Consider the following 22,042-nt stretch of genomic DNA (forward strand, 5'->3'; position numbering starts at 1 on the left):
TTCCGGCCCCGGCCGGTTGCGCCCGGCCGCGAGACCCCTGGGGGACGTGCACCATGCGCAGTGGCGCGAAGATCGGCATCATCACCGGCGTGTCCATCGCCGTCCTCGCGGGCGGCGGCTACGGGGCGTACAGCCTGATGGGCGGTTCGGGCTCCGGGTCCTCCGAGAAGAAGCCCCGGACGGTGGTCGCCGACCCGCCCTCTGCCGAGCAGGCGGCGAGCGGTGCGAAGGACTTCCTGGCCGCCTGGGCGTCCGGCGACATCGCCAAGGCGGCCTCGCTGACCGACGACCCGACCGCGGCCACCACCGCGCTGACCTCCTTCAGGGACCAGGTCAAGCCGAGCGCGCTGACCCTCACCCCGGCCGGACCGACCACCCAGCAGGCCTTCGCCTCCGCCACCGGCACCCCCACCCCGGCCAAGCCCACCGCCGCGGCCTCCGCGACCCCGTCCGCGACCGGCACCCCGGGGGCCGGCGAATCGCCGTCCGCCTCCGCCACGCCCGGGCCCACCGGCGTGCTGATGGGCTTCAAGGCGCGCGCCGAGTTCGAGGGCACCAGCCGGGTCTGGGACTACAACGGCTTCCTGGGCGTCGTGAAGATGAGCGACAACACCCCGGCCGTGCACTGGGCGCCGTCGGTGATCCACCCCCACCTGTCCGGCAACGAGACCATCGCCACCCAGCAGGTCTTCGCCCCGCCGTCCACCGTGGTGGACCGCAACGGCAAGCCGCTGCAGGGCGCCTCGCTCACCCCGGCGCTGATCAGCACCCTGCAGGACAACGCCCACAAGCTGCTGCCGCCGGACCCGAACAAGGACCAGGACGCGGGCAGCGCGGTGGTGATCAACGACCCGGCCGGCAAGACCGCCCCGGACAAGCTGTTCACCATCGTCGAGCCGAAGCCCGGCAAGCCGTTCAAGGTGACCCTCGACAACACCATCCAGGCCGCCGCCGAGAAGGCGATGACCGACCTGGGCGGCAAGTCCGGCTCCATCGTCGCGATCGAGCCCAGCACCGGGCAGGTGCTGGCCTTCGCCAACGCGCCCTCCAACGGCCAGAACCGGGCCTTCACCGGGATGCTCGCCCCGGGCTCGACGATGAAGATCGTCACCTCGGCGGCGCTGCTGGAGGCCGGGGTCAACCCGGACACCGTGGTGGCCTGCCCGGAGAAGAGCAGCAACCCGGTGGCGATCCCGAACGACTTCCCGGGCGCCTTCCCGAACAACACCCTCCAGCAGGACTTCATGGTGTCCTGCAACACGGCCTTCATCAACCAGGGCCTGACCAGCCTCAAGCCCGAGACGCTCTCCAGCACCGCCAAGGACGTCTTCGGCATCGGCCTGGAGTGGAAGACCGGCCTGCCGAACGCCGACGGCAAGGTGCCGCCGACGCCGGGCAGCAAGGACGAGCAGGCCATGAACTACATCGGCCAGGGCAAGGTCCAGATGAACCCGCTGGCCATCGCCTCGATCACCGCGACCGTCCAGAGCGGCGCGTTCAAGCAGCCCATCCTGGTCCCGGGCCTGCCGCAGCAGGCGGCGGCCCGCCAGATCTCGCCGGACGTCGCCGCCAAGCTGCGCGCGATGATGAACGCCACCGCCGTCGGCGGCACGGCCAGCCAGGTGATGGCCGGGATCACCGACAACGCGGGCGCCAAGACCGGCTCCGCCGAGGTCGCCGGGGCGTCCACCACCAACAGCTGGTTCACCGCCTTCCGCGGCAACATCGCGGTCGCGGCCGAGGTCCAGGGCGGCGGCCACGGCGTGGACGCGGCCGGCCCGGCGGTCGCCTCGCTCCTCAAGGCGGCCGGCGGCCGCTGAGCCCCTTCCCCCGTACGGCACCGGCCCGCCCCGAGCCGAAGGGCGCGCCGGTGCCGGAAGGGAAAGCGCGAGGGAGCGACGGAGGAACGGGGGAGCGCCGACCGTCGGCGCCGGGTCAGGAGCGCCCGGAGGCAAGCGGGCGAGTCACGGAGCCCGCTCAGCCTCGCGGCAGGGCGGGCTCCGGCGCGTCCGGCAGCGGGAGGGGCGGCTTCGGGCGGCGGCTGCTCCACCGCCGGGCCGCCAGCCGGGGCCAGATCACCAGGACCGCCGGCAGCGCCAGGTACCCGAACCGCCCGGCCGGGGCGAGCGTGAAGGCGATGGCGAGCCCCGCCGCCAGCAGGTCGGCGGCGGCGATCGCGGAGACCGGCGGCCGGGCCAGCAGCCAGATCGCCACCCCGACCAGGGCCAGGGTCATCAGCGCCAGCGAGACGGAGTGCCCCGTCGGCCCGAAGCCCGCCAGCACCTTGCCGGGCAGCGGGCTGCCGGCCGGGGTGCGGATCGCGGTCATCCCGAGGGGGAAGCGCACCACCTGTTCGCGCAGCGCGTCCGCCTGGGTCAGCGCGGACGGCAGGATCACCGCCGCGCTCACCCCGGCCCCGATCAGCGCGGTCCGGGCGGCAGGCCGGCGGCCGTACAGCCGCCAGAGCAGCAGGACGGCGACGGGCAGGGCGGGCCAGGCGGTCCACTTGAGGCTGCACGCGAGGGCGAGCACCAGCCCGGCGCCGACGGTGCGGTCCCGTTCGGCGAGCGCCATGGCCAGGCAGCAGACCCCGATCAGCGGCAGGTCCACCCCGCCGACCGCCAGGGCGAGCGCTATCAGCGGCGAGGCGGTCAGGACGGCCAGCGGCAGCAGCGGGGCGCGCAGCTCGCCTCCGGCCGGGCGGGAGGGCCGCAGCAACCGCCAGGCGGCCAGCAGGCAGGCGACGAAGGTGAGGGCGAACCATATCCGGGCGTCCCCGGCGACCCGGGCGAAGGCGGTGGAGTCGCCGAGCAGTTGGCGCGGCAGCCCGAACAGGGCCATCGCCGGCAGGTACGGGTTGTAGTCGGTGACCACCACCGGGTGCGGCAGGTACACGTCGCCGGTGGTGAGCAGCAGGTGCGCGGAGCGTTCGACCACCATGACCTCGGACTGGTGGCGGCCGGTGAGGGCGAGCATTCCGAGCGGCGCGAGCACGGCCCCGAGCAGGGCGACCACGGCGCCGGTGCGGGCCGCGAAGCGGCGCGGCAGGGTGAGGCAGAGGAGCCCGGCCAGGACGTAGGCGGGGGCCGCGACGAGGCCCCACAGCCGCTGGTTGGGCAGGTCGGAGACGAGCGGGAAGGCGGCGGCCCAGCCGGCCGCGATCAGGCAGCCGAGCAGCTGGACCCCGCGCAGCGAGGCGAGCCGGGCCGGATTCCAGCGGTCGGACGTGGGCGGAAACGTGTTCTCGCCGCGCTGCCGGGGGAACGGCCTGCTGCTGAAGCCCCTCGGCGGCCGTCCGGGTCTGGACGGCACCTCGGCGCTGACGGTCTGGGCCGGCGTTCTGGCGCGGCCGGTGAAGCGGCCGCGCGGGCGGGAGAAGCCGGGCGTGCGGGTGCTCACCATGGTGGAAGGTTATGGGTGCGGGCCGGGCCCTGTCGCCATGGCGTCCGGCACTGGAATCGGGATGACACGGGAAGGGCCGCCGGGTGTCGTACCGCCCGGCGGCCCTCCGCGTGGGAACGGTCGGGAGGGGGCGGGTCAGCCCGCGGAGTTGTCGGCCGGTACGGCCTGCTGCTCGGGCCTGTTCAGCTTGGAGTGCTTGACGCTGTAGCCGAAGTAGACGACCACGGCGACGGCGAGGGCGATCGCGCCGGCCCGGAAGGTGTCGGCGTGCAGGCCCTTGATCAGGTAGGCGCAGAAGCCGATGCTGAGCAGCGGGACGACGGGGTAGCCGGGCACCTTGAAGCCGCGCGGCAGGTCGGGCTGGGTGCGGCGCAGGACGATCACGCCGATGGAGACCACCGAGAAGGCGACGAGCGTGCCGAGGCTGGTGATGTCGGCCAGGACGCGCAGCGGGACGAAGGCGGCCAGCACGCCGACGCCGAGGCCGACCACGACGGTGTTCCAGATCGGGGTGCCGGTGCGCGGGGAGAGCTCGGCGAAGCGCCTGGGCAGCAGGCCGTCGCGGCCCATCGAGTACAGGATGCGGGTCTGGCCGTAGATCACCACGAGGGTGATGCTGAAGATCGAGATGATCGCGCCGCCCGCGAAGACGATCGCGGGCCAGCTCTGGCCGGTGATGTCCTGGAGGATCTGGGCGAGGCCGGCCTCCTGGCCGTTGAACTTGGTCCACGGCTGGGCGCCGATGCCCGCCAGCGCGACCAGGATGTAGAGCAGGGTCACCACGACCAGCGAGATGATGATCGCCAGCGGCAGGGTGCGGCGCGGGTTCTTGACCTCCTCACCGGCGGTGGACACGGCGTCCAGGCCGATGAAGGAGAAGAAGATGCTGGACGCGGCGACCTGCACGCCGCCGATGCCGAGCGGCATGAACGGGGTCAGGTTGCCGGAGTGGAAGCCGGTGAGCGCGATGCCGATGAACAGCAGCAGGATGACGATCTTGATCGCGACCATGACCGCGTTGACCTTCACCGACTCGCTGACGCCGCGGATCAGCAGGAAGCAGACCATCCCGACCAGCAGCAGCGCCGGAAGGTTGAACCAGTGGGTGCTGTCCGGCGCCCCGGAGAGCTGTTCGGGGATCTTGAACCCGAAGGTCAGGTCGAAGAACTTGTTCAGGTACTCGGCCCAGGTCACCGCGATCGCGGAGGCCGAGACGCCGTACTCCATCAGCAGGCAGATGCCGACGCCGAAGGCGATGCCCTCGCCGAGGGTGGCGTAGGCGTAGGAGTACGAGGAGCCGGAGACCGGGATCGCGGAGGCCATCTCGGCGTAGCAGAGCGCGGTGAGTCCCGCGGTGACCGCGGCGATCACGAAGGACAGGATGACGGCCGGGCCGGCCGAGGGCACCGCGGTGCTGAGCACGAAGAAGATGCCGGTGCCGATGGTGGCACCGATGCCGATCGAGGACAGCTGCCAGAGCCCGATGGAGCGTCGCAGGTGGATGCCGGAGCGCCCGCCCTCCTCGGGCGCGCCGGACGGGAGGCCGTCACGGCCTTCGCTCTCCGCGATCAGGGTCGTCACGGGCTTGCGTCGCAGCAGACGCGCACCAAGGGTGTTGCTGGCCAAAACTGCGGTCCTTCGGGGCGGGGGAGGGTGTCCTAGCGGCCGGTCACCCGAGACGCTGGGGGGTGCCATCGGGGACCGGCCGGAACAAACATCGGACAGCACCCCGCGAAAGCACCAGTGTCGCAAACAAACAATACCGATCCGCGCATTGTACGAATTGTCGCAACGGATACCACAAACCAGACACTTCGCACACGGCAGACTTCCCTGCCTTTGACCAACCCACAGCTCGGCGCCGCACCGGGGGTCAGAGGCCGAGCACGGCCCGCATCACCGAACGGGCGATCGGCGCGGCCAGGGCGCCACCGGTCACGTCCGTGGCGTCGCTGTCCGCGACCACCACGGCCACCGCGACCGGCGGAACCACGTCCGAGCCGGCCGGCTTCGCCCAGGAGACGAACCAGGCGTACGGCGTCCCGCTGTTGCCCACCCCGTGCTGGGCGGTGCCGGTCTTGCCGCCGACCACCGCCCCGGCGATCCGGGCGTTGCCGCCGGTGCCGTTCTCCACCACGTCGGTCATCAGCTTCCGCACCTGCCCGGCCACCGCCGGGGTCATCGCCTTCCGGTACACCTGCGGCCTCATCAGCTCCACCGTGGTGCCGTCGCTCCTGGTCAGCCTGTCCACAAGCTGGGGACGCATCACCGTGCCGTTGTTGGCGACCCCGGCCGCGACCATCGCCATGACCAGCGGGGTGGCCGCGGTGTCGAACTGCCCGATCGAGGAGAGCGCCAGCTGGGACTGGTTCATCCCGGTGTCGAAGTTCGACCGGACGGGGCGCACCGGCATGTCCAGCTTCGGGTCGTTGAAGCCGAAGCCCTCGGCCATCGCCACCATCCGGTCCAGCCCGGTCCGCACCCCGAGGTAGCCCAGCACGCTGTTGCAGCTCGCGGTCATCGCGGCGTCCAGCGACAGGCCGGGACGGTCGCAGGCCGCGGTGTCGTTGACCAGCGGCGTGGTCGTCCCGGGCATCACGTACGGGAAGGGCGCCCCGGTCGGCGCGTCCGGGTCGGTGACCACCCCGTTCGCCAGCGCGGCCGCGGCGGTGACCACCTTGAAGGTCGAGCCCGGCGGGTAGGTCTGGCGCAGCGCCCGGTTGAGCATCGGCTCGTCGGCGTCGGCCTGCAGCCGGTTCCAGGCCGTCTGGTCGGCGGCGGACGAGCCGGCGAAGCTCCCCGGGTCGTACGAGGGCGTGCTGGCCAGCGCCAGGATCCGCCCGGTGGCCGGTTCGATCGCGGCCACCGCGCCCTTCTGCGTGCCGAGCCCTCGCATCGCGGCCTCCTGGGCGGCCCGGTCCAGCGTGGTGTACACGTCCCCGCCGGGGTTCTGGCGGCGGGTGATCGCGTCCCAGAGCGCCCAGCCGCTCAGCCGGCCGTCGGTGCCGGTCAGCAGTTCGTCCTCGGTGCCCTCCAGCTGGGTGGTGCCGTACGCCTGGGAGGCGTAGCCGGTGACGGCGGCGTACAGCGGGCCGTCGGTGTAGGTGCGCTTGTACGCGTACCGGCCGCCGGTCTCCTGGGAGCCGGTCACCGGGTCGGCGCCGACCAGGATGTCGCCGCGCGGCTGGCCGTACCGCTCGACGGTGAGCCGCTGGTTGGCGCTGTTGCGGTTGAGGTCCTGGGCCTCGAAGACCTGCACCCGGGTGGCCTGGGCGCACAGCGCCGCGACCAGCAGCAGGCAGAAGGTGGCCGCCCGGCGCCCGGTGACCGAGATCCCGGGCAGTCCCTGCGGGCCGTTCCCCCTGGGCCGGATCCGCGCCATCAGCCCACTCCTGGCGCGGGCCTACGGGCGTCGTCACTCATGCGCACCAGCAACGCCACGATGATCCAGTTGGTGACCACCGAGGAGCCGCCCTGGGCGATGAACGGCATGGTCATCCCGGTCAGCGGGATCAGCGCGAGCACCCCGCCCGCCACCACGAACACCTGGAGACCGACGATCGCCGCCAGCCCGATCGCCAACAGCCGCCCGAACGGGTCGCGCAGCGCGATGCCGGTCCGGAAGCCCCGCGAGATCAGCACCGCGTACAGCAGGAACACCGCGACCAGCCCGGTCAGGCCGAGCTCCTCGCCGATGGTGGCGAGGATGAAGTCCGACTTGGCGGCGAAGCCGATCAGCACCGAGTGCCCGTTGCCCAGCCCGGTGCCCAGCTCTCCGCCCCAGGCGAAGGCGAACAGCGACTGGGCGATCTGGTTGGCGCCCTTGCCCGCCGTGATCGAGCCCAGCGGGTCCAGCCAGTCCGTCACCCGGCTGTGCACGTGCGGCGAGAGCCAGCCCACCGCCACCGCGCCGACCGCCGCCAGGGCCAGCCCGATCGCGATCCAGCCGGTGCGCGCGGTGGCCACGTAGAGCATCACCACGAACAGGCCGAAGAACAGCAGCGAGGTGCCGAGGTCGGTCTCCAGCACCAGGACGCCGACGAAGGCCGCCCAGATCAGCAGCACCGGTCCGAGCACCCGCCCACGCGGCAGCTGCCAGCGCCAGACCCGGCGCCCGGTGAGCGCCAGCGCGTCCCGGTGCACCGCCAGGTAGGCGGCGAAGAAGACGGCCAGCAGGATCTTGGCGAACTCCCCCGGCTGGAAGGAGAGCGGCCCGATGACGATCCAGATCCGGGAGCCGTACACCGGCGGGAAGAAGATCGGCAGCACCAGCAGGACGAGCGCCACCAGCGCCCCGAGGTACGCGTAGCGCTGGAGCCGCCGGTGGTCGCGCACCAGCAGCACCACGGCGATGAACAGCGCCACCCCGAGGCTCGACCAGAGCAGCTGGGTGGAGGCCGCGCCCGGGCCCCTGGTGGCCCGGTCCAGGCGGTAGATCACCACCAGGCCGAGCCCGTTGAGCAGCACGGCGATCGGCAGCAGCAGCGGGTCCGCGTACCGGGCCCGCCACCGGACCACCGCGTGCGCCGCCAGGGCCAGCACGCCGAGCGCGGCGCCGTACTGTGCCGCATCGGCCGGCACCCTGCCGTCCAGGTTCACGCCGACCTCGACGTAGCCGAACACCGCGGCCAAGACGGCCGCCAGCACCAGCACCAGCTCGGTGGTGCGCCGGGTCGGCACCGGCCGGGCGGGCCGGTCGGCGGATCTCGTCACGGCGGAGGGTGTCGCCACGGACCGTCCTGGGGGAGGCGGGGGTGCCGGTCCGGGGCGGACCGGCGGCCGGGTCCGGGCGCCGGCGCGCCGGTTCCCGTGCCCGATTCCGCACCCTAACGAGGATTATCCATATTTATTGACTATTCATTGCGGTGTGTCCGCCTTTGTCGGCTTTCCCCGCCCCCGTCACCCCGACCGGCGCCCGGCCAGCGCCGCCGCCCCCGCCCCGACCGCGGCCAGCAGGGCCACGGCGAACAGCAGTTCCGCCCAGGGCACGGCGACCTGCCCGGTCCGGGCCGCGGTCACCAGGCCGCGCACCGCCCCGTTGGCCGGCGAACCCGGCACCACCAGCGCGGCCGCGGCCAGCCCCAGCGTCGCCAGGATCCCGTACGGCGAGCGGACCAGCACCGGCCGGTTGCCCAGCGCCCCGGCCACCACCCCCACCAGCGCGCAGACCACCGAGCCCAGCAGCCCCGCCAGCAGCGCCGGACCGACGCCCGGATCCCGCCGCGCCCCCGCGTTCGCCACCGGCCCGCTGACCCACCACAGCACCGCCACCTCGCCCACCACCAGCAGCAGAGCCGCCGTCAGCGCCGCCAGCAGCGCGCCCAGGTGCACCCGCGCCGCCCCCGCCACCGCCACCAGGCAGGCCCGCGAGGCCGGCGGCTCGGCGTTCAGCGCGGCCCTGACGTACCAGGCGCTCACCGGCAGCAGCACCCCGGCGCCGAACCCGAGCCCGCCCAGCAGCGGATCGCCCTGCGTCACCCCGATCACCAGCAGCAGCGCGAACGCCAGGAACGGCGGCAGCCAGGCGTGCGAGCGCACCAGCAGCTCCAGGTGGTACCGGGTCAGCGCCCCGACCTGCCTCACCGCTCCCCCGCCCGCCGCCGCACCGCCAGCACCCGGACGCCCGGGCGGCCGAGCAGCAGGGCGCGCAGCAGCGCGTCCGAGTACCCGGCCGGCACCGCCAGCCGCACCGCCGTCCCGTCCAGCGCCGTCACCTCCGGCGCCCCCGGCAGCCGCTCCGGCAGCGGGGCGCCGTCCGGGACGTCCACCTCGACCTCCATCACCGGCCCGCCCGCCACCGGCGCCGCCTCCTCCTCCGGGCGCAGCGCGCCGTCCGCCCCGACCCGGTAGGCGGCACCGGTCAGCCCGGCCAGCCGGGCCGGATCGTGGTCGACGAACAGCACCGCGCCGCCCGCCGCCGCCCGCTCGGCCGCCGCCTCGTCCAGCACCGCCCGGGCCTGCGGGTCCAGCCCCGTCCAGGCCTCGTCCAACAGCAGCACCCGGGCCTCGGCCATCAGCGCCTGCGCCACCGCGACCTTCTGGCAGGTGCCCTTCGACAGCCGGCTCAGCGGCGTGCCCGCCCGGTCCGCGATGCCGAACCGGTCCAGCCACTCCCCGGCCCGCCGCCGCGCCACCACCGCCGACAGCCCGTGCACCCGGCCCACCCGCACCAGGTACGAGACGGCGTCGAACGGCAGCGCCGGCGGAAACCGTTCGGGTACGTACGCCGCGGCCCCGGGCCGCACCACCCGGCCGGTGCTCGGCCGCTCGATCCCGGCGACCAGCCGCAGCAGCGTCGACTTGCCGCTCCCGTTCGCCCCGGCGACCCGCACCAACTCCCCCGGCCCGACGTTGAGATGGACGTCCCGCAGGATCCACCTCCCGCCCCGCCCGTACCGCTTGCCGACCGCCGTCAGCTCCATCGCGCCCACGCCTCCCGTCCGATGCGCACGAAGGCTACCGGCGGCCGGGTAGGACCGGTGTGAGCCCCAGGATCACCGGAAAGCCGTTGCGCACGCCGGAGTTCACACCGGGGCGGCCCGTTGCACCGACCGGTCTCGTTTGGCCACCGCGAACTGATGATCCCTAGGATCGGCCGGGTGAATACCGGACGACGACCACAGACCAGGCTCGGCAGCCTGCTGGCCGCCCTGGCGATAACCGGCGCCTCGCTGCTCCTCGGCCTGCCCGCCCACGCCGACGAACCATCAGCGGGCGCCGCCCCCGCACCCAAGGAGGCCCCCAGGGTAGACCTGATCCTGGACGTCAGCGGCTCCATGAACGAGCGGGACATCCAGGGCAAGAGCCGCATCTCGGTGGCCCAGCAGTCGCTGAACGACGTCATCGACGCGCTCCCCGCGGAGACCGAGTTCGGCATCCGCACCCTCGGCGCGACCTACCCCGGCAACGACAAGAACCTCGGCTGCCAGGACACCAAGCAGCTCTACCCGGTCGGCAAGACCAACAAGGTCGAGGCCAAGACCGCCGTCGCCACCCTGCGGCCCACCGGCTGGACCCCGATCGGCCTGGCCCTGCGCGGCGCCGCCCAGGACCTCGGCAAGGGCGAGACCACCCGCCGCGTGGTGCTGATCACCGACGGCGAGGACACCTGCACCCCGCCCGACCCGTGCGACGTCGCCCGCGAGCTCGCCTCGCAGGGCATCCACCTGGTGGTCGACACCCTGGGCCTGGCCCACGACGACAAGACCCGCCAGCAGCTGCTCTGCATCGCCAACGCGACCGGCGGCACCTACACCGACGTCCGCACCCAGGAGCAGCTCACCGACAAGGTGAAGCAGCTGGTCGACCGCTCCAACGACACCTACACGGTGACCCCGGTCAAGACCACCGGCACCGACAAGTGCGAGACCGCCCCGGTGCTCGCCCCCGGCGTCTACAGCGACCGCGAGAAGTTCTCCGAGCACCGCGTCTACCGGGTCCCGGTCAAGGCCGGCCAGGAGCTGCGCGCCTCGGTCAGCGTCGCGCTCGACCGCCCGGTGGCCCGCGACTACGGCGTCCTGCTCCAGGCCACCAGCGCCACCGGCCAGGAGCTCGTCCGCGGCACCGACGCCGGCAGCAGCCGCACCGACGTGATCTCCACCGGCCTGCGCTGGTCCACCGACGACTCCAAGGGCTACGTCACCGCGAGCCCGACCTCCTCGCCGAGCGCCAAGCCGGAGACCACCGTCTGCCTGGTCGTCAGCAACTCGCTGGCCCCCCAGTCCGGTGTCCAGGCCGACCCCGGCATGCCGGTGGAACTGACCGTGGACCTGGCCTCCGCCTCGCCCGCCCCCGAGGGCGCCGCGATGGGCCTCGGCCGCGGCTGGATCCTGCTGCTCACCCTCACCCTGGCCGGCCTGCTCTTCGGCCTGCTCTTCGGCTGGATCGCGCGTTGGCGGATCTCCGTCTGGCGGGAGAACTGACCATGCGTACGACGATCCGCGGCGCCCTCGCCGCCCTCGCCCTGCTCCCCGCCCTCGCACTGGGCGCCCCGGCCGCCTCCGCCGCCTCGCCGTCCCCCTCGGCCAGCGCGAGCGGCACCCCGGCCCCGGCCACCAAGGCCGGCACCTCCTTCCTGACCGCCGTCAACCTCTCCCCCGGCCAGGACGCCAACGTCGGCGTCTCCACCGGCGACTACCTGTACTGGGCGTTCGGCGCCTCCGAGGGCCAGACCCCGACGATCGGCCTGACCGTCAACCTGGCCCCGGCAACCGACCGGCACGGCCCGCAGACCTGGAGCGTCGAGGTCTTCGACGGCCTGCGCCGCCGCCAGGCCTGCACCGCCGGCACCCAGAACGCCACCGGCGACCAGAGCGCCACCACCCTCGCGCTCAGCTGCACCCTGCGCGAGGTCCGCACCTGGGCCGAACCGTGGTCCGGCGACCCGCTGCCCGGCACGTACTACGTCCGGCTGTCGGTCAGCGACGTCCCGCAGCCCGACCTGGGCCTGGCCTCCTCGGTCCAGCTGCACGTCAGCGCCAAGGGCAACGCCGACAACGCCCAGCCCGAGGGCGGCGAGCTCAAGGCCCCGCTGGTCCCGCCGGCCGGCGGCGGCGCGAGCACCGCCAAGGCGGCCGCCCCGGTGGCGGCCGAGGACCACTGGTACACCGGCTGGTTCTCCGGCTGGAACAGCCGCTGGTACTGGACGATCGGCGGCGGCTTCCTGGCCGCGCTGGCCGGCGTCCTCGGCTACAACCTGACCCGGCACCCGCACGGCCGCCGCCCCGGCCGCTACGGCGCCGTCCCGCCCCAGGGCACGCACCAGGGCCCGCACCAGAGCGGCTCCTACGCCGACTACGAGCGCCCCTGACCACTCAACCCCGAGGGCCCGGCCGGAACGTTCCGGCCGGGCCCTCGGGCGTGTTCGAAGCGGCGGCGCTCAGCCGCGGAACAGGTTGTGCCCCACGTCGGACGGGACCTCGTCCTGGACCGGCCTGCTGCCCGGCCCCGGCACGTGCTCGCCGGGAATCGGCTCGTCGCCCTCCCGGTGCAGCAGCACCACCCCGTCCTCGGCCCAGAGCTGCCGGTAGCCGTGCGTCAGCAGCAACTGGATCCGGTCGGCCTGCTCCTTGTCCGTCTTGAAGGGGAAGGACCGCTTGTCGGAGCGGGTCAGCACGTACTCGCGCCCGCGCGGCGTCCCGTCCACCAGCACCACGTCCGTCCGGGCGGTCAGCCGCGGCGCGATCTGGTTGTCCGCCTCCACCGAGGCGCCGTCCGGGATCAGCGCGGCCGCGCGGACCAGCGCCGCCTCGCTCGCCCTGGGCTCCCAGGAGGACGGCACCACGAGCTGCGCCAGCCCGATCGGTACGGCCGCCACCAGCGCGACCCCGGCCGCGCCCAGGCCCAGCAGCCGGGCCCGCCGCACGGTCCGCGCCGGCCGCTCGGCGCTGCTCATCCGGCCCAGCACCTCGATGGCGGCGGTCAGCAGGATCGGCCAGAGCATCGAGTCGTAGTGCCGGGCGATCGACCAGTGGTTGGGGTTGCTGGACAGGATCCGCTCGGCCAGCAGCGGCACCGCGCACAGCACCGTCGCCGAGCGCAGCGGCAGCAGGAACAGGGTGCCGAACAGCCAGAGCAGCAGCAGCGGCTTGAGCGGCTGGTCGAAGGCGGTCTGCACCAGCAGGAACGGGTTGTGCAGCAGGTGCCTGACCGCGTCACCGCCGTCCGCACCGAGCGCGTCGTAGTTCCAGTAGTAGCCCGGCTCACCGCCCATCGCCGGGATCAGCCACGTGATCGCCACCGCCGCGGCGACCGGCCCGCCGAGCAGCAGGCCGAGCCCGGTGAAGCGCCCGGCGCGGTCCCCGGTACGGCGGGTGCGCAGCAGCAGCACCAGGCCGTACGCGCCGACCATGAGGCCCAGGTCCTCCTTGGTGCAGCACAGCAGCACGGCGGCGAACACCACCGTGCCGTACCGGCGGGCCAGGCCGCGCTCCAGCATGAGCAGGGTCAGCGGGACGGCGAAGGCCACCTCGTGGAATCCGACCCGGGAGGCGACCAGCAGCGGCCAGCCGAGCGCGTAGACCAGCCCGGCCACGTCGGCGGCCCGACGGGCGGTGCGCGGCTCGGCGGCGGCGAAGCCGTGCGCGGCGATGCGCCGGATCAGCGGCACCCCGAGCGCGAACAGCAGCGCCTGCCCGATGATCAGCGAGCGCGGGTCGTCCCAGATCCAGTACAGCGGGGCGAGCAGCGCCAGCACCGGGGAGAAGTGGTCGCCCAGCAGCGAGAACCCGGGCGGGAACTCGTGGTGGTAGCTCTTCAGCGTGGAGACGGGCAGCCCGAAGTGGGCGTAGCCGCGTACGCCCTGGTCGAAGATGCCGAGGTCGAAGCCGCCGAGCGAGACGGACATCCAGCCCTGCATGCCGATGGCGCACATCACCGTGAAGCACAGCACGCCGAGCAGTACGGTGCGCCGGGCCGGCGAGCGCAGGACGTCCACCGCCCGGCGGGCGGCGGGCGCGGCGGCCCGGGGCGGCGACGGGGTTGCGGTCTGGGTGGTCACGTCGACTCTGATCCGTCAGGTCCGGTTGGTCAGGGCGGGGTCACGGTCGAGCCTGGCGCCCAGCAGCGCCCAGGCCCCGGCGGAGGCGTCGACGGCCTGGCGCCGGGCGCGGTACAGCCGCAGGCCGAGCACGACCAGGACGGCGACGCCCAGCGGTGGGTAGATCGAGCCGGGCAGCTGCCAGTACCAGGCGACGCCCCGGCCCCAGCGGTGCGGCACCGTCCACATCACGTGGGAGAGGAACACCGCGAGGGTCACGGCCAGCAGGGCCTGCCGTGCCAGGGTCCTGGCCTCGGCGACCAGCAGGGCGATGAGCGGGAGGCACCAGACCCAGTGGTGGGTCCAGCTGATCGGCGAGACCAGCAGCGCGGTGAAGGCGGTGGCGACGGCGCCCCAGGCGTCCGCCCGGCGCAGCACCCGGGAGGAGCGCCCGGCCAGCACCGCCACCCCGAGCCCGAACGTGCCGACCAGCGCGGTGGCGATCAGCCCGACCGTGCCGGGGTCGTTGACGTCGAGCAGCCGGCAGACGGCCCCGCGCAGCGACTGGTTGTCCACCAGGACGGTGACGCCGACCCGGCTCGGATCCCAGAGGTAGTTGGTCCAGAACCCGTACGAGGCGTCCGGCAGCACGATCCAGCCGATCAGGCCGGCCGCCAGGAAGGTGCCGGCGGAGACCAGGGCGGCCCGGACGCGGCCGGTCAGGAACAGGTAGACGGCGAACAGGCCCGGAGTGATCTTGATGGCGGTGGCCAGGCCGATGCCCACGCCCTTGAACCGGTTCCGGTCCGAGCGGGTCAGGTCCCACAGCACCAGGCACAGGATGCCGAGGTTGACCTGGCCGTACTGGAAGGTGGTGTAGACCGGCTCCAGCCAGACGGCGAGACCGGTCGCCAGGATCACGGCGGCCCGGCGGTGGCGCTCGGCGGGCCAGCCGGCCAGCTTGAGGGACAGGTGCACGGCCAGGGCGAGCAGCGCGTAGTTGAGGAGCATCACCATGACGCGCAGGCCGGCCTCGCCGAACCAGGTGCTCGGCACGAACAGCATCGCGGCGAACGGCGGGTAGGTGGCCGGCAGGTCCCAGCCGGGCAGCCGCATCGCGTACAGGTCCTGGCCGTCGACCACGGCCTGGCCCTCGGCCTGGTAGACCAGCATGTCGACCATGTTGGCCCCGTGCAGGTGCCGCACCACGACGAACGCCGCCAGTGACACCGCCGCCGCGCAGGACGCCGCCACGGTCCAGGAATTCGGTCTTCCGGTTGCCGGGGTCCCGTCGGGCTCCTCAGGGTCCGCCTGCCGCGCCCACCGTTTCAGACCGAACTCGCGCACCGCGATGGCACCCCGTTGAGATAGACCAGATCGTTCCCTCGTCAGCGTCTGGGCCCACCCACCATAACCGACCCCCCTGAGACCCAAACGGCGTCAGAAACCGCCCCGGAAGAGCTGCCTGTGACCTCCGACACAGCCCCTCCCCTCGGACCCGCCGACCTCACCGGATCCCCAAAACGCGAAATCCCGCCGGGAGTTGACTCCCGGCGGGATTTCGTCGAACCGGCCTGGCCGATCCGTTGGGTGGAGCTGAGGGGATTCGAACCCCTGACCCCCTCGATGCGAACGAGGTGCGCTACCGGACTGCGCCACAGCCCCAACGAGAAGAAACTCTAGCACCTTTCGGAGGGGGTCTGTGACCACCCCCCTGGTCGGGGGGTGGTCACGGTCATTCGTTGGCCGCGCGGGGGCGGGTCTCCGGAGCCGGGGCTTCGGCGTACTGGTCGAAGAGCGGGGTGTTGCGGGACTCGGCCGGGCGCCCGGCGGTCCAGGTGCCGGGGGCCGACAGGTCGAGGCCTCGGGAGACCCGGGGTGCGACCGGCGCGGTGACGTACGTCGGCAGCGGGACGGGCACCGGCTCCCAGGAGTCCGGGCCGGCCGCACCGCGCTCGCGCATGCCGTCGACCCACTCCTCGTGCTCGGTCGCCTCGGCCACCGCGGAGGCGGACACCGAGACGGTGGCCTCCTCGGGGTCGGCGGCCAGCCGCAGGTGCGGACGGCGCCCGGAGCGCGGCCTGGCGGGGGCCTCCTGGGCCCGCTCCTGGTCGGCGGGGGCCGCGACCGGGGCCGGGACGATCACCGTGGCCTCGGAGCGCTGCCGCTCGCGCTGGCGCAGCCGCTCGGCCGCCTGGGCGGCCCTGACGCGGTCCAGCTTCACCTCGTACCGCTGGCGCTCCAGCTTGCGCAGGTGGCCGATGTAGAGGGTGAGGAGGACCGCCGGGACCGCCGGGACCCAGAGGAAGGCCAGTCCGGCCACCGCGGCGACCACGGCGCCGAGCGCGAAGGCGAGGAAGAGGACCGTGACCATCCGGCGCCGGCGGGCCAGCAGCCGCGCCCGCCGCTCGACGCCGGCCCGGTACTCGGAGGCCGGGCGTTCGGCCGGGCGCTCCGCGACGGGCTCGGGGTGGCCGGGCTCGGGGTGACCGGCCTCGGGGTGGCCGGCCTCCGGACGGGCGGGCTCGGGGCGGGACGGCTCGGAGCCGGGGGGCTCGGAGCGCTCCGCCGGAGGTTCGGACTCCCGTTCGACGGGATCGCCGGAGGCGGCCCCGTCCCGTCCGGGAGGACCGTCGTTGCTGTGCTCGTCGTCACGCGGTTCGTCGCCCAGGGCCCGGGCTGCCCGTCGCTCCAGCGCCGAACGCCCCGCCAGCAGGCGGATGGCGGTGCTGAAGCGTTCCGTCGGGCGCGCCTCGTTGAGTTCGTCCTGCCTGCGGAGCCACATCGGCACCAGATAGGCGGCCCAGGCCCCTACGATGACGGCGTAGATAAGGCCGCTACTGCTCACGATTCACACCGTACGGTCGCTGGGGAAGGCCTGGCAGCAATTTGGCGCGGCGTGTCGTGTGATCAAGCTGATTCTCCGACTATTTTGCCGCTATTTGTGACGGTCCGCCACCGGGTCGATGCCATATCGATATTTCTTTCGAACATATATTCAATTACCTGGCTCACGCCCGGAACTGAGCGCCCGCCAACGCTCCAGCATCCCCTCCGGGACCTCCTCGTCGGTCAGGGCGTAGACCAGGTGGTCCCGCCAGTCGCCGTCGATGTGGAGATAGCGCGGGCGGATTCCCTCCGAGCGGAAGCCGAGCTTTTCCACCACCCGGCGGCTCGGCCGGTTCTCCGGGCGGATGCAGACCTCGATCCGGTGCAGTCCGAGCGTGCGGAAGCAGTAGTTCACCGAAAGCGCCACGGCCGTCGGCATGATGCCCCGGCCGGCCACCGACTCGTCGATCCAGTAGCCGACGTTGGCCGAGCACATCGAACCCCAGGTGATCCCGCCGACGGTCAGCTGGCCGACCAGCTGGCCCTTGTAGAGCACGACGAAGGGCAGCATCCGGCCGGCCGAGGCCTCGCCGCGCAGGAAGCGGACCATCTGCCGGTACGTCGGGCGGGGGCCGGCGACGCGGCCCGCCGGGCCGGGCGGCACGGTGGCCTCCCAGCGGCGCAGCCAGTCCCGGTTGCGGCGGCTCACCTCCTGCCACTCGCGCTGGTCACGCGCCCTGATCGGGCGCAGCGTGACCTCCCCCTCGTGGAGTTCCACCGGCCAGCCGGCGTTCAGTGCGCGCTCCCGGAGGCCGGTGCGTCGGGCCGGGGGTGGTCCCCGCCGCCGAGCTGGTCGACGGCGTGGGCGAGCAGCGGCTCCAGGACGGCCAGGCCGTCCTTGACGCCGCCGGTCGAGCCCGGCAGGTTGACGATCAGGGTGCGTCCGGCGGTCCCCGCGAGCCCGCGGGAGAGCGCCGCGGTCGGCACCTTGTCGCGGCCGTACGCGCGGATGGCCTCGGCGATGCCGGGGATCCGGCGGTCGATCACCCGGGCGGTCATCTCAGGGGTGAGGTCCGTCGGCGAGATGCCGGTGCCGCCGGTGGTCAGCACGACGTCGTACCCGGCCGCGACGGCCTCGCGCAGGACGGCCTCCACCGGTTCGCCGTCCGGGACGACCCGGGGGCCGTCGGCGGTGAAGCCCATCGCGGTCAGGCCGGCCACCAGCAGCGGCCCGCCCTTGTCCTCGTAGACCCCGGTCGAGGCGCGGTTGGAGACGGTGACGGCGAGCGCCTTCATGCCCCCACCTCGCTACGCTCGGCAGGCCCTTCAGGCAACCCGCACCTCTCGATGGCTCGCTCGCTTCGCTCGTTCACGCCCCCACCTCGCCACGCTCGGCAGGCCCTTCGGGCAACCCGCACCTCTCGATGGCTCGCCCGCTCACTCCGCGGCCTCCGGCGCGAACCAGTCGCCGCTCTTGCCACCGGTCTTGCTGAGCACCCGGACGGCCTCGATCGTGGCGCCCTTGTCCACCGCCTTGACCATGTCGACCACGGTCAGCGCGGCGACCGTCACCGAGGTCAGCGCCTCCATCTCGACGCCGGTGCGGTCGGTGGTCTTCACGGTGGCGGTGATCTCGACCGCGTCGTCGGCGACGGCGAGGTCGACCTTGACACCGGCGACCGCGATCGGGTGGCAGAGCGGGATCAGGTCCGGGGTCCGCTTGGCGCCCATGATCCCGGCGATCCGGGCCACCGCGAGGGCGTCGCCCTTGGGCATGCCCTCGCCGCGCAGCAGCTCGACCACCTTCGGGGAGACCCTGACCCGCCCGGCCGCGACGGCGGTTCGCGCGGTGGTGGCCTTCTCGGAGACGTCGACCATCCGGGCCGCGCCCTGCTCGTCGACGTGGGTGAGGCGGTCGCCGGGGCTCGGTGTCGTCACGGGTAACTCCATGGGCGCGCAGGTGGAATACCGCGCTACCGTACCCCTCCCCCGACCCCGGTGACGCGCCCGTTCACCCCCCTGGTGCGCGGGGCGGCCTCAGGAGTCCAGCAGCACCACGTCGACCTCGCTGCCGGCGGGCAGCTCGGTGACGTCCTCGGGGAGGGCGATCAGGCAGTTGGACCGGGCCAGCGCGCCGACCAGGTGCGAGTCGGCGCCGCCCACCGGCTCGACCGTGCCGTCCGCCGCCGAGTGGCGGCCGCGCAGGAACTGCCGGCGGCCGGCCGGCGAGCGCAGCGCGGACGGGCAGAGCGCGCGCACCACCGGGCGGTGGACGTCGGCGGCGCCGAGCATGGTGCGGATGACCGGGCGGACGAAGAGTTCGAAGGAGATGTAGGCGCTCACCGGGTTGCCGGGCAGGGCGAGCAGCGGCACCCCGGCCCCGCTGCCGATCCGGCCGAAGCCCTGCGGCTTGCCGGGCTGCATCCGGAGCCTGCGGAAGTCGACACTCCCGTAGGACTCGAAGACCTCCTTGACCACGTCGTACGCGCCGACGCTGACCCCGCCGCTGGTGACGATCAGGTCGGCCCGGCCGAGCTGGTCCTCCAGGACGGCGCGCAGCCGGTCGGCGTCGTCCGGGACGGCGCCGACCCGGTAGGCGATGGCGCCGGCCTCCTGGGCGGCCGCGGTGAGGGTGAAGCTGTTGGAGTCGGCGATCTGCCCGGGCCCGACCGGCTCGCCGGGCTGGACCAGCTCGCTGCCGGTGGAGAGCACCACCACCCGGGGGCGCGGGCGGACCTTCACGGTGGCCCGCCCGATCGCCGCGAGCAGCCCGAGCTGGGTGGGGCCGAGCCGGGTGCCGGCCTCCAGGACGGTGGTGCCGGCCGCGACGTCGCTGCCGCGGCGGCGGATGTGCGCACCCTCGGCGACCGGGCGCAGCACCCGGACCTCCTCGTCGGCGACCGGGGCGCTCATCGCGTCGGCGGCCACCCCGGTGCCGGTGCCGCCGTCGGTCCACTCGACCGGGGCGACGGCCTGCGCGCCGGGCGGCAGCGGGGCGCCGGTCATGATCCGGGCGGCCTGCCCGGGGCCGACCTCGGGGAGTTCACCGGCGCCGGCGGCGATGTCGCCGACCACCGACAGCACCGAGGGGTAGGCGTCGGTGGCGCCGTCGGAGTCGGCGGTGCGGAGGGCGTAGCCGTCCATCGAGCTGTTGTCGAAGGGCGGCAGGTCGCCGTCGGCGACCACGTCCTCGTCGAGCCGGCAGCCCTGGGCGTCGAGCAGTCCGAGCTCGATCGTGGGCAGCGGGGAGACCGCGGCCAGCACGTCGGCGAGGTGCTCGTCCACCGTCCACAGTCGAGGAGCCGCCGGTGCCCGGTCCGCGGACCCTTCGCAGCAGGCTGCGGGGGCGGTGCTGTACTCGGTGGACCCGGTCATCGGCGGCTCGCTCTCTGTCGTGCTCTGTCGTGAGGTCAGTCCTGCAGCTCGGAGGCGACGAACTCGCGCAGCCAGGAGCGGAACTCCGGGCCCAGGTCCTCGCGCTCGGCGGCCAGACGGACGATAGCGCGCAGGTAGTCGGCGCGGTCGCCGGTGTCGTAGCGGCGGCCCTTGAACAGCACGCCGTGCACCTGGCCGCCGGCCTCCGGCTCGCGGTTGGTCAGCTCGCGCAGGGCGTCGGTGAGCTGGATCTCGCCGCCGCGGCCGGGCGGGGTCTCGCGCAGCACGTCGAAGACCAGCGGGTCGAGGACGTAGCGGCCGATGACGGCGTAGTTGGAGGGGGCCTCGCCCGGCTCGGGCTTCTCGACCAGGTCGGTCACCTGGAAGACGTCGTCGCCGAAGCCGTTCGGCTTGACGGCGGCGCAGCCGTAGAGGTGGATCTGGGAGGGGTCGACCTCCATGAGGGCGACGACCGAGCCGCCGAGCTCCTGCTGCACCTCGATCATGCGGGCGAGCAGCGGGTCGCGCGGGTCGATCAGGTCGTCGCCGAGCAGGACGGCGAAGGGCTGGCCGGCGACGTGCTGCTCGGCGACCGAGACGGCGTGGCCGAGGCCCTTCGGGTCTCCCTGCCGGACGTAGTGCATGTTGGCCAGCTCGACGGACTCGCGGACCCGGCGCAGGCGGTCCTCGTCGCCCTTGCGGACCAGCAGCTCCTCCAGCTCGTAGGCCCGGTCGAAGTGGTCCTCCAGCGCGCGCTTGTTGCGGCCGGTGACCATCAGTATGTCGGACAGGCCCGCGGCGGAGGCCTCCTCGACGACGTACTGGATCGCCGGCTTGTCGACGACGGGCAACATCTCCTTCGGGGTGGCCTTGGTCGCCGGGAGGAAGCGGGTGCCCAGTCCTGCCGCGGGTACCACGGCCTTGGTTACCGGAATTCGGGAGGTGGTCGTCGTCATGCGTTTACCTTACTCAGGCATGTTTTCGCCCGGCCGAGCGCGGTCGAGAGCCATCGAACGGCTAGGACAGCACGTCGCGGGACACGGCCACGGCGGCGGGCGTATGGGCAGCAGCCGGCTGGGCAAGCTGGTCCCCGCCGGTACAGCCCGACAGACTACCCGGCTTTTCCGAACGGTCACCTTCGGCAGCCGACGGCCCCTCCGGAGCCGGAGCGGGCGGCTCCGAGCCGCCCGTGCCGCCGCCCTGCCCGGGCCCTCCGGCGGCGGGCCGCCCGGGCCGCGGGGCGATCCGCCAGCAGTCGCCGCCGGCCGTCCGGGCCTCGGCCAGTGCGGTGTCGGCGGCGCGCAGCAGGACGGCGGCGTGGGTGCCGTCCTCGGGCAGGACGGCGATGCCGACCGCGGCGGTGAGGCCGTTGCCGCGGGCCGGCCGGGGCTCGCGGACGCCGGAGGACCAGTCGAGCAGCAGGTGCCGGCGGACCGACCAGACCAGCCGCTCGGCGACCTGTACGGCGCCCTCGGCGCCGGTGTCCGGCAGCAGCACCAGGAACTCCTCGCCGCTGTAGCGGCCCAGGGTGTCGGCGCGGCGGATCTCCATCGCGAGCCGCTGGGCGAGGTCGCGCAGTATCGCGTTGGCGCGGGCGCGGCCGTGCTCGGCGATGACCGCGTCGAAGCCGGCGATCTCCAGCATCAGCACGGCCAGCGGGCGCGGTCCGTCAGCCTGCTCGGTGTGCTCGGCGCGGCGGGCCCGTTCGATCTCCCGGTCCAGGGTGAGCTGGAGGTGGCGGTAGTTCCACACGCCGGTGAGCGGGTCGCAGGAGGCGGTGCGCTCCAGTTCGGCGCAGCGCTCCTCCAGCTCGGCGATCCGCGCGTGCGACCGCTCCCGGTCGGTGGCCGCCCCGGCCCGCTCCCGGCGCACCCGCAGCCCGAGCGCGGTGGCGCCGGCCAGCGCGGGGGCGCTCAGCGCGGCCAGGGCCTGGACCAGGAGCGGGGTGGACAATCGGGG

At 73.7% G+C, this 22,042-nt stretch carries 18 protein-coding genes and 1 tRNA gene; 3 read left to right on the top strand and 16 right to left on the bottom strand.

Annotated features, from left to right (window positions below; translation table 11 throughout):
* The first annotated feature begins 53 nt into the window (after positions 1 to 53).
* Entirely contained in the window at positions 54 to 1,820 is a 1,767-nt protein-coding gene (locus tag RZ50_RS05625; protein WP_196952293.1) for a penicillin-binding transpeptidase domain-containing protein, read from the top strand.
* A 157-nt stretch (positions 1,821 to 1,977) separates the two neighbouring features.
* Here RZ50_RS05625 and RZ50_RS05630 read toward each other — a convergent pair whose 3' ends face one another.
* From RZ50_RS05630 to RZ50_RS05655, 6 genes are all read right to left on the bottom strand, one after another.
* Entirely contained in the window at positions 1,978 to 3,402 is a 1,425-nt protein-coding gene (locus RZ50_RS05630; protein WP_196952292.1) for a glycosyltransferase 87 family protein, read from the bottom strand.
* A gap of 135 nt (positions 3,403 to 3,537) precedes the next feature.
* Positions 3,538 to 5,097, bottom strand: coding sequence for an amino acid permease (locus tag RZ50_RS05635; protein ID WP_196952291.1), 1,560 nt, complete (start codon positions 5,095 to 5,097; stop codon positions 3,538 to 3,540).
* Between the two features lie 178 nt (positions 5,098 to 5,275).
* Entirely contained in the window at positions 5,276 to 6,784 is a 1,509-nt protein-coding gene (locus tag RZ50_RS05640) for a penicillin-binding transpeptidase domain-containing protein (RefSeq protein WP_196952290.1), read from the bottom strand.
* A complete protein-coding gene (locus RZ50_RS05645; protein ID WP_308271461.1) occupies positions 6,784 to 8,115 on the bottom strand; it encodes an FtsW/RodA/SpoVE family cell cycle protein in 1,332 nt (443 codons plus the stop codon). The genes RZ50_RS05640 and RZ50_RS05645 overlap by 1 nt, the downstream gene beginning before the upstream one ends.
* Positions 8,116 to 8,301: 186 nt before the next feature.
* Entirely contained in the window at positions 8,302 to 8,985 is a 684-nt protein-coding gene (locus RZ50_RS05650) for an ABC transporter (RefSeq protein ID WP_196952288.1), read from the bottom strand.
* Complete coding sequence (locus tag RZ50_RS05655; RefSeq protein WP_196952287.1) at positions 8,982 to 9,824, bottom strand: ATP-binding cassette domain-containing protein; 843 nt, start codon at positions 9,822 to 9,824, stop codon at positions 8,982 to 8,984. Before RZ50_RS05655 ends, RZ50_RS05650 begins: the two co-directional genes overlap by 4 nt.
* A gap of 177 nt (positions 9,825 to 10,001) precedes the next feature.
* Between RZ50_RS05655 and RZ50_RS05660 the strand changes: the two genes are divergently transcribed.
* Both RZ50_RS05660 and RZ50_RS05665 read left to right on the top strand, forming a co-directional pair.
* Entirely contained in the window at positions 10,002 to 11,324 is a 1,323-nt protein-coding gene (locus RZ50_RS05660) for a VWA domain-containing protein (protein WP_308271464.1), read from the top strand.
* A 2-nt stretch (positions 11,325 to 11,326) separates the two neighbouring features.
* A complete protein-coding gene (locus tag RZ50_RS05665) occupies positions 11,327 to 12,211 on the top strand; it encodes a peptidase (protein WP_196952285.1) in 885 nt (294 codons plus the stop codon).
* A gap of 69 nt (positions 12,212 to 12,280) precedes the next feature.
* Here RZ50_RS05665 and RZ50_RS05670 read toward each other — a convergent pair whose 3' ends face one another.
* From RZ50_RS05670 to RZ50_RS05715, 10 genes are all read right to left on the bottom strand, one after another.
* Complete coding sequence (locus RZ50_RS05670) at positions 12,281 to 13,900, bottom strand: DUF2079 domain-containing protein (protein WP_308271466.1); 1,620 nt, start codon at positions 13,898 to 13,900, stop codon at positions 12,281 to 12,283.
* Between the two features lie 15 nt (positions 13,901 to 13,915).
* Positions 13,916 to 15,133 carry a glycosyltransferase 87 family protein gene (locus tag RZ50_RS05675; protein WP_196952284.1) on the bottom strand — a complete coding sequence of 406 codons (1,218 nt, stop codon included), beginning with the start codon at positions 15,131 to 15,133 and terminating at the stop codon, positions 13,916 to 13,918.
* 337 nt (positions 15,134 to 15,470) lie between these two features.
* Positions 15,471 to 15,544 (bottom strand) — tRNA-Ala (locus RZ50_RS05680).
* Positions 15,545 to 15,614: 70 nt separating this feature from the next.
* The gene (glpR, locus tag RZ50_RS05685) at positions 15,615 to 16,727 is read right to left on the bottom strand and encodes a gephyrin-like molybdotransferase receptor GlpR (RefSeq protein ID WP_196952283.1); all 1,113 of its coding nucleotides are present in this window, start codon (positions 16,725 to 16,727) and stop codon (positions 15,615 to 15,617) included.
* A 150-nt stretch (positions 16,728 to 16,877) separates the two neighbouring features.
* Positions 16,878 to 17,486 (bottom strand): GNAT family protein, encoded by a 609-nt coding sequence (locus RZ50_RS05690; protein ID WP_308271468.1) that lies wholly within the window; start codon positions 17,484 to 17,486, stop codon positions 16,878 to 16,880.
* A gap of 14 nt (positions 17,487 to 17,500) precedes the next feature.
* Positions 17,501 to 18,004 (bottom strand): molybdenum cofactor biosynthesis protein B, encoded by a 504-nt coding sequence (locus tag RZ50_RS05695; protein WP_196952282.1) that lies wholly within the window; start codon positions 18,002 to 18,004, stop codon positions 17,501 to 17,503.
* A 141-nt stretch (positions 18,005 to 18,145) separates the two neighbouring features.
* Positions 18,146 to 18,646 (bottom strand): cyclic pyranopterin monophosphate synthase MoaC, encoded by a 501-nt coding sequence (gene moaC / locus RZ50_RS05700; protein ID WP_308271471.1) that lies wholly within the window; start codon positions 18,644 to 18,646, stop codon positions 18,146 to 18,148.
* 99 nt (positions 18,647 to 18,745) lie between these two features.
* The gene (gene glp, locus RZ50_RS05705; protein WP_196952280.1) at positions 18,746 to 20,083 is read right to left on the bottom strand and encodes a gephyrin-like molybdotransferase Glp; all 1,338 of its coding nucleotides are present in this window, start codon (positions 20,081 to 20,083) and stop codon (positions 18,746 to 18,748) included.
* 35 nt (positions 20,084 to 20,118) lie between these two features.
* Positions 20,119 to 21,039 (bottom strand): UTP--glucose-1-phosphate uridylyltransferase GalU, encoded by a 921-nt coding sequence (gene galU, locus RZ50_RS05710; protein WP_196952279.1) that lies wholly within the window; start codon positions 21,037 to 21,039, stop codon positions 20,119 to 20,121.
* A 61-nt stretch (positions 21,040 to 21,100) separates the two neighbouring features.
* Positions 21,101 to 22,036 carry a GGDEF domain-containing protein gene (locus RZ50_RS05715; protein ID WP_196952278.1) on the bottom strand — a complete coding sequence of 312 codons (936 nt, stop codon included), beginning with the start codon at positions 22,034 to 22,036 and terminating at the stop codon, positions 21,101 to 21,103.
* Positions 22,037 to 22,042 lie beyond the last annotated feature (6 nt).

It is taken from the genome of Kitasatospora sp. SUK 42, from assembly GCF_015776785.2.
Taxonomy (GTDB): domain Bacteria; phylum Actinomycetota; class Actinomycetes; order Streptomycetales; family Streptomycetaceae; genus Kitasatospora.

Excerpts from the sequence above, each read along its gene's own strand:
- RZ50_RS05635 (WP_196952291.1), bottom strand. The coding sequence starts at position 5,097 with ATGGCACCCCCCAGCGTCTCGGGTGACCGGCCGCTAGGACACCCTCCC.
- RZ50_RS05665 (WP_196952285.1), top strand. The coding sequence starts at position 11,327 with ATGCGTACGACGATCCGCGGCGCCCTCGCCGCCCTCGCCCTGCTCCCC.
- RZ50_RS05630 (WP_196952292.1), bottom strand. The coding sequence starts at position 3,402 with ATGGTGAGCACCCGCACGCCCGGCTTCTCCCGCCCGCGCGGCCGCTTC.
- RZ50_RS05655 (WP_196952287.1), bottom strand. The coding sequence starts at position 9,824 with ATGGAGCTGACGGCGGTCGGCAAGCGGTACGGGCGGGGCGGGAGGTGG.
- RZ50_RS05640 (WP_196952290.1), bottom strand. The coding sequence starts at position 6,784 with ATGGCGCGGATCCGGCCCAGGGGGAACGGCCCGCAGGGACTGCCCGGG.
- RZ50_RS05695 (WP_196952282.1), bottom strand. The coding sequence starts at position 18,004 with ATGAAGGCGCTCGCCGTCACCGTCTCCAACCGCGCCTCGACCGGGGTC.
- galU (WP_196952279.1), bottom strand. The coding sequence starts at position 21,039 with ATGACGACGACCACCTCCCGAATTCCGGTAACCAAGGCCGTGGTACCC.
- RZ50_RS05625 (WP_196952293.1), top strand. The coding sequence starts at position 54 with ATGCGCAGTGGCGCGAAGATCGGCATCATCACCGGCGTGTCCATCGCC.
- glp (WP_196952280.1), bottom strand. The coding sequence starts at position 20,083 with ATGACCGGGTCCACCGAGTACAGCACCGCCCCCGCAGCCTGCTGCGAA.